This is a genomic window from Tomitella biformata AHU 1821, from assembly GCF_000524475.1.
Classification (GTDB): domain Bacteria; phylum Actinomycetota; class Actinomycetes; order Mycobacteriales; family Mycobacteriaceae; genus Tomitella; species Tomitella biformata.
On sequence record NZ_BAVQ01000013.1, the window covers coordinates 64,918 to 71,649 of the forward strand.

General features: G+C 64.2%; 6 protein-coding genes and 1 pseudogene. 5 read left to right on the forward strand and 2 right to left on the reverse strand.

What is annotated here, in order from left to right; translation table 11 throughout:
* Positions 1 to 158: 158 nt before the first annotated feature.
* Positions 159 to 1,313 carry a dipeptidase gene (locus TBIF_RS07155; RefSeq protein ID WP_235174569.1) on the forward strand — a complete coding sequence of 385 codons (1,155 nt, stop codon included), beginning with the start codon at positions 159 to 161 and terminating at the stop codon, positions 1,311 to 1,313.
* A gap of 36 nt (positions 1,314 to 1,349) precedes the next feature.
* Here TBIF_RS07155 and TBIF_RS07160 read toward each other — a convergent pair whose 3' ends face one another.
* Entirely contained in the window at positions 1,350 to 2,171 is an 822-nt protein-coding gene (locus TBIF_RS07160) for an amidohydrolase family protein (protein WP_235174571.1), read from the reverse strand.
* Positions 2,172 to 2,270: 99 nt separating this feature from the next.
* Here TBIF_RS07160 and TBIF_RS07165 point away from each other — a divergent pair, with 99 nt between their 5' ends.
* From TBIF_RS07165 to TBIF_RS07180, 4 genes are all read left to right on the forward strand, one after another.
* A complete protein-coding gene (locus tag TBIF_RS07165) occupies positions 2,271 to 3,626 on the forward strand; it encodes a DUF7405 family protein (protein ID WP_024794153.1) in 1,356 nt (451 codons plus the stop codon).
* Between the two features lie 94 nt (positions 3,627 to 3,720).
* Positions 3,721 to 4,104 (forward strand): hypothetical protein, encoded by a 384-nt coding sequence (locus TBIF_RS07170; protein WP_148302195.1) that lies wholly within the window; start codon positions 3,721 to 3,723, stop codon positions 4,102 to 4,104.
* 98 nt (positions 4,105 to 4,202) lie between these two features.
* Positions 4,203 to 4,703, forward strand: coding sequence for a hypothetical protein (locus TBIF_RS07175; RefSeq protein WP_024794155.1), 501 nt, complete (start codon positions 4,203 to 4,205; stop codon positions 4,701 to 4,703).
* A gap of 70 nt (positions 4,704 to 4,773) precedes the next feature.
* Positions 4,774 to 5,643, forward strand: a complete 870-nt coding sequence (locus tag TBIF_RS07180; protein ID WP_024794156.1) for an alpha/beta fold hydrolase — start codon at positions 4,774 to 4,776, stop codon at positions 5,641 to 5,643.
* Between the two features lie 41 nt (positions 5,644 to 5,684).
* On the opposite strand, the pseudogene TBIF_RS23140 reads toward TBIF_RS07180, so the two are convergent.
* Positions 5,685 to 5,920, reverse strand: a pseudogene (locus TBIF_RS23140) (transposase); the annotation flags it as partial.
* Between the last annotated feature and the right edge of the window lie 812 nt (positions 5,921 to 6,732).

Here is a 6,732-nt window from a genome sequence, read left to right on the forward strand (position 1 = left end):
TGGTTTTTGTGAAATGAGCGAATCTAGTGGCTTTGGTCGCAGATATGAACTGGGCTGCATACTACTCGATAACACCTGGCGGCTCCAGCGAAGGAGCCGGAAAACGCTCGTATCTTGAAAGGACTTGTCACAGAATGACCCGCCGAAGAATCGTTCGCGTGTTGATTGCCGTTGCCGCCGTCGTGGTGGTGGCCGCAACAGTTTTCTTTATCGCCGCCCCCGGAATCATCGAGCGGGCCCAGAACAAGGTGGAGCCCGCAGAATTGCCGGACGTCAGCGCGGAAACACAACAGCTGCACGATTCGCTGCAGATCATCGACATGCACTCGGACACGCTGATGTGGGATCGCGACATCCTCGACCGCTCCGATCGTGGGCACATGGATCTGCCTCGACTAGAGGACGGCAACGTCGCCCTCCAGGTCTTCTCCTCGGTGTCGAAATCGCCGAAAGGCCAGAACATGGACAGCAACACCGGTGACACTGACAACATCACCCTCCTCACGATCGCGCAACTGCAACCGCCGCGCACTTGGAACTCGATGACGGAGCGCTCGCTCTATCACGCGGAGAAGCTGGAGCACGCGGCCGAGGACTCCGATGGGAAGCTCGTCCTCATCCGCACCCGCGGCGATCTCGACCAGCTGATCTCCGACCGCGAGGCGGGCGAGCAGGTGACCGGCGCCCTGTTCTCCGTGGAAGGCCTCCAGAACCTGGAGGGCAACATCGACAACCTCGACCGCCTCTACGACGCGGGCATGCGGATGGCCGGATTCGCCCACTTCTTCGACAACGACGCCGCCGGGTCGATGCACGGCGTGGACCGTGGCGGCCTGACCGACCTCGGCCGCGAGGCGTTCGTCGAGCTCGAGCAGCGCGGCGTCATCATCGACATCGCCCACGCCAGCGAGGCCGCGGTCGCCGAGATGCTGGAGCTGGCGACGAGGCCGCTGGTACTCAGCCATGGCGGGGTGCAGGCGACCTGTGATGCCAACCGCAACCTCTCCGATGAGCAGATCCGGGGCGTCGCCGCCACCGGCGGGGTGGTCGGCATCGGGTACTTCGACGCTGCGGTGTGCGACCTGACCATCAAGGCCGTCGTCGATGCGATCGACCACGTGGTTGCTGTTGCCGGCGTGGAGTCCGTGGCGCTCGGGAGCGACTTCGACGGATCGACGACGGTCGGCTGGGACACCACCGAGCTCGCCGCCATCACTCAGGAGCTGGTGAACCGCGGCTATACCGATGAGGAGATCACGGCGATCATGGGCGGCAACACGCTGCGGGTCATGCGCAGCGTCCTGCCCCAGTAACGACAGCCCGCGGGCCACCCCGGCGGATGCCGAACGTCAGGACGCAGTCCCATCCTGTTGTTCAGCAGCCACCGGGGGCGTTGTCGGCGTGGGGCCGGCATAGAACTCCGCTGCGTTCTGCCACAGCGCCCGCTCCCCCGCCACCTCTCGCACAAGTGCCAGATCATCGTCCTCGAACGGCCGCCGGGCCCGAGTGGACGGCAGGTCGGTGCCAAACATCAGCGCAGCCGGGTTCGCCCGCGCGATCGCGGCCATCGCCGCCGCGGGGGCTAGATCCACGCGCCCGAACCCGGTGGCCTTGACCCGCACGCCGCGCTCGACCAGGCGCAGCAGCGTCGGCAGTCCGTCGGCGCTCAGGCCCAAGTGATCGACGCTCACCGCGGGCAGCGCTGCCACAACAGACTCGACCGCCGCGAGGTCGCGGGAGTCGATGTAGAGCTCTACGTGCCACCCTGCGATCTCGTGCACACGCCGGGCCAGCCGGTCCAGATCCGCCAACTCCGCAGAGCCGCCCCGTCGGGCATTGAATCGGACCGCGCATACCCCCGCCGCGGCGAGCTCGAGGATCTCCGCGTCCAAGACCGTCTGCGGCAACTGCGTGACGCCGACAAATCCCGGCCCCAACCGCGCCAGCGCGTCGAGCAGGTAACACTGGTCGAAAGCCTGGAAGGAGCCCGAGACCACCGCCCCGCCCTCGATACGCATGCCCGCGACACGCTCCCGATATTGCGTCACAGTGAACGCCGGCGGCAGATAGCCCGCGTTGGCGACGAGGGGGAATCGGGGGTCGACGATGTGCAGGTGTGCGTCGAACACCCGCGGCCGCTCTGGGGATGCCCTGATCTCGAGGCCTCTCACAACGTTTTCAGGGGATCCATATCCGGCAAAAGCATTGATCTACCCCTTTCCAGTCGTAAGGTGAACCTAGCCGGAATTGTTCCCACCTAGGAGAGCGGCATGGCACCACAATTTGATTGGACCGGGGTAGTCGACTATGCGAAGCGCACGGCGGTCGAACCACCCAGAACGCAGTACGAGCTGCCGGGAGTGACCCTCGAGGACCATCTCGGGGTGCCGGTGGCGGTGGTCCCGCTATGGCACGCGATAGTCACGGTGAGGTTGACGTTTCCGCCGGGCGATAAGGCTCAACTCGCCACCGCCCAAGAACGACTGACACAAGCGCTCGCCGAGGTGGAGCGCGTATACCCACTCTCGCCGGGCGGCATCCTCATCCAGGTGGCCTACGGGCTCTCCTATTTCCGGGACCGCATCCCCGCCGCCGTCACTGACGAGCACTTCCCGAAGTCCGTGATGGCGGGCACCGAGGGCCAGTGGGCGATCATCGACTCGCTGCGCTTCCCCAAGGACCCCGAGGAGCTGATCCTGGAGGAGCACGACGTCTGCTTCCACCTCAAGAGCGACTATCTGGGCCACCTCGACAACACGATCGCGGCACTGTTCCAACCCGGCGAGCAGATGCTCAACGGGCTGCCCGCCGAGAACACGTACGTGGGCGATCTGCTCAGCGTGACGTCGGTGCGGCGCGGATTCGCCGGCCGCGGGGTCCCCAAGATCATGGGCACCCGCCTCGGCATTCCTGGGGCTGAGCACGTCCCCGACGGCGCGATGCTGTTCATGGGCTTCACCTCCAGCCACAAGGACGGTCTGGCGCAGGGCAATCTGGCGAGCTTCGAGACCCTGCCCGGCTACACGGATGTGAAGGTGGGCGACTACTTCGCCGGGGGGACCGCGCAGCACCTCTCGCACATTGGCATCAACTTGGAGGAGTGGTACAAATTCGGCCATAAGGGCCGGCTGCACCGGGTGTTCAACCCACGTCGCACCGAGTCTGAGGAGGTGCTCTCCCCCAGCCAATCCGCGGACACCGTCGTGTTCGAGGAACAGCGGGACAAGGACGCGGCTGAGCACAAGATCATCGGGCACAACGAGCAGATGCAGTTCCTCACCCGACTCAAGGAGGACACCGTCTCCGCGTACGGCGAGACGATCTCCCGAGGCACCGTGTTCTTCCTGCGGCAGGACTTCAACACCGTGGAGAACCCCTTCCAGTTCTCCACGTCCAGCCCCATCTCCCCGACTCCGCGTGCCGGGGTGCACTTCATCGGCATGAGCCCCTCCGCCCAGCACTTCGAGAAAGTGCGCCTGGAGATGGACGGCGTCGAACATCAGAAGAGGCACAACCTGCCCGACGAGAACCTCGGGTTCACCAAATTCCTCGTGACCACGCATCGGCAGAACATGATGTTGCCGCCACGCGCGCACCGGTCGTTCCCCCTGGCCGAACTGCTCTGACCGAACCCTTCCGCATCGAGGCCGCCTTGTTATAGCCTCGATGCGGGAATCACGGGGGGTGGCCGCGGCAACGCGGCGTGACATTGGGGGCACTATGGGCAATCCAGGATTCGATCCGAATCTCGTTGTTAGAAGCGAGAATGGCCCCGGTGGCGGGCGGCTGGTGATGTCCGACGAGGCAGTGCAGGGGTGGGTATCTGCGTATCGGAAGTACGCGGACGAGATGGGCCGTATCGCAGAACTGATAGCCCAACGCAAAAACATCACCTATTTTGGGGACCTGGATTCGCTGAGACAATTGGCTCATGGATACGACCAGCTTCTGAAGGGTGGCGAGGGCAGCCTTCACCAACGCGTCCTCGAGTACGCTGCGGCCGCAAACGAATTCGCCGACAAGCTCCAGCGGGACTGGCAGTCGATCCTCGAGGCTGACGGCCAGACAGCCAGCTCCTTGACTACGGTGAACCGTCCGTCGTGAGAGCCCGCATCCTATTGGCAACAATCCTGTGCACCCTGCTGGCCTCAGCCTGCAGCACGACGACCAACGGCACCGCCACAAACCCTGCCACTGCAGCTATGTCCCCGGCCCCGGCGATCAGCAAATCCACCATCGTCTCCCAGATGGACAACTACTACGAAGAAAACCCCGAACTCTCCATCGACCCGTGTCACGACACCTTCATCCATGACATGGAATCACTCGGGTACGAGCTCGCGGCTAGTGTCGTCCTGCCCGCAGGACAAAAGTACTTCCAATACTGGATAGCTTCCTGTCCGTACAAGTCAGGCGATTTCAGCGCACTCACGGCATCCACCACTGCGCCGTTCATGATGCCGGATGAAACCCTGACCCCGACGGATAACACCAGTGGCCCATCGCACCTCATCGAGATCGCCGGCCGCCCCAGCATCGTCCGACCACCCGCAGGACTAGGCGTCAGCTGCAGTGTCTCCATGACCACCACCTTCGGATCGATGAACATCACCGGCGGGGACCATCGCAACCCCGACGGCGACGCCGACTGCGCCCGCATCGTCGACCTGCTCGAGCAGATCGAGCCCTGGATCAACGACTAGGCCGCCGTGGTGGCGCACACAGACTCAATGCGCTGTCATCCCCGCTCCGACGATCTCGTAGATTCGGGCTATGCCCGATTCACCAATGGATGCCCCGGAGTGGTTCACAACGGCACTTGCTGCCAACGTCGAGACCGGCTCTGTCACGGTCGGCGGCGCGCAGATCAAGTACCGCGCCTGGGGGGAGGCCGGATCGCCCGGCGTTGTCCTGGTCCATGGCGGTGCCGCCCAGTCCCACTGGTGGGACCACATCGCGCCTTTGCTGGCCGCTGGCCGGCGGGTGGTCGCGCCTGATCTGAGCGGCCACGGGGACAGCGATCATCGCGAGCACTATGACCTGGAGCAATGGTGTCTGGAAGCGCTGACCGTCGCCGTCGCCGCGGGCATCGACGGCCCGCCCGTCCTGGTGGGCCACAGTATGGGCGGCATGGTCGCGTTCGTCGCGGCGCATCTGTACGGGGACCGGCTGGCGGGCGTGCAGATCATCGACTCCCCCATCTGGGCCCGGTTCCACAAGGAGAGCGCGGATCGCGCCAAAACAGCCTTCGGGCCCAAGAAGCTTTACCCGACCCAGGATGACGCAGTCGCCCGCTTCCGACTGGTGCCGGGCCAGGATCACACGCTGCCCTACGTCATGGACCACATCGCCCGGACGTCACTCGTCGAGGGGGACGGCGGATGGGCCTGGAAGTTCGACCCGAAAATGATCGGGCGCGATGGCACCGCGCTCCTCGGGGCCGGCGCGCCGTCCTGCCGGATGGCGTACTTCCGCGCCGAGTGCGGGATCATCCCCGACGACGCCTACGCGGAGCTGCGCTCCCGCCTCGGCGAGTCCACGCTCTTCACCACATTGCCCACCGCGGGACATCACCCGATGATCGACCAGCCGCTGCCGCTCGTCACTGCGATCCGGACAACGCTCGCCGCCTGGGGACTCTGATCCCAAGGCGATGCTGCGCAGGTAGCGCGGCTCTTCCGTAATCAGAGTGCCTTGATTCGTTCCTGGAGCTGACCGGAGTGGATCAGCGACCGCAAGATGTAGTGCGTGAGGTTCCTGAACCCGAAGGCAATGCCACGGAAGTGCTCGAGCCGGCCGTTGATCGCCTCCGCCAGACCATTCGAGGCCCCGGTATCGAAGTACGCGAGGATCTCCTCCGCCGTTTCCAAAGGCTCCGACCAAGCTGGACAAGCTCTGGAAGTCCTTTCGGGACACCGGATCGTCGACACGATGTCGCGCAGGTCGGCGATGGGCCGCGCCCGCTTCACGATCGCACCCCTGAGACCTATTGGCGGTAGATCTCCACATGGGCGTTGGTAATGACTCCGACATTCAATGAAGGAGCGCCCCAATTCGTTCCGCATCCCCCGGTTGTCTGGCTTGTCGGCACGAAAGAGCTACTCGACTGGCTGTAAGGGCCGATCGCGTAGAGCGGAAAGGCGTTGGGGATGCCGTGAAGGCCCCAGCAGTCGACGATCAGCACGTACTCCCGACCCGGGGGCGCATCGATGTCATGGCATGTAGCTGTCGCATTGAATGGATCCCACTGAACGACGCAGTCCGCGGGGGCAGACTGAGCGGTGCCGGAGCCGATGAATGTTGCGAAAGCTATCCCGAATGCGGCCACCGCAGCGACGCGCGCAGTTGCGAGACGGTTGTTTCTCATTGAGTCCCTTCCAGTAGCAGCTACCCCTAATGTCGATTGTGCGCGATGAGGCGTTACTGCTGCTGTTGAACAATGCCGCCTAACTCCTCCACTTGAGCCCTTCCCCTCACCCCAGGTCGGTGCCGGGGTCGACGAGGGTAGCGAGCAAGGCCTTGCCGTGGAGGCGATTAACCGCCGGCTCGAGCCCCTCCGCGGCATCGCCTTCGGGTTCAGGAATCTGACGCACTACATCTTGCGGTCGCTGATCCAGTCCGGTCAGCTCCAGGAACGAATCAAGGCACTCTGATTACGGAAGAGATTCCCTAATGATTGTCAAGACCCGTCTTGAACTGCGGTTTCGGGCATGACCGGCCGCCGTAGGAGCT

Coding starts and splice junctions, on each gene's coding strand:
- TBIF_RS07170 (WP_148302195.1), top strand. CDS start 3,721: ATGGGCAATCCAGGATTCGATCCGAATCTCGTTGTTAGAAGCGAGAAT.
- TBIF_RS07175 (WP_024794155.1), top strand. CDS start 4,203: ATGTCCCCGGCCCCGGCGATCAGCAAATCCACCATCGTCTCCCAGATG.
- TBIF_RS07165 (WP_024794153.1), top strand. CDS start 2,271: ATGGCACCACAATTTGATTGGACCGGGGTAGTCGACTATGCGAAGCGC.
- TBIF_RS07180 (WP_024794156.1), top strand. CDS start 4,774: ATGCCCGATTCACCAATGGATGCCCCGGAGTGGTTCACAACGGCACTT.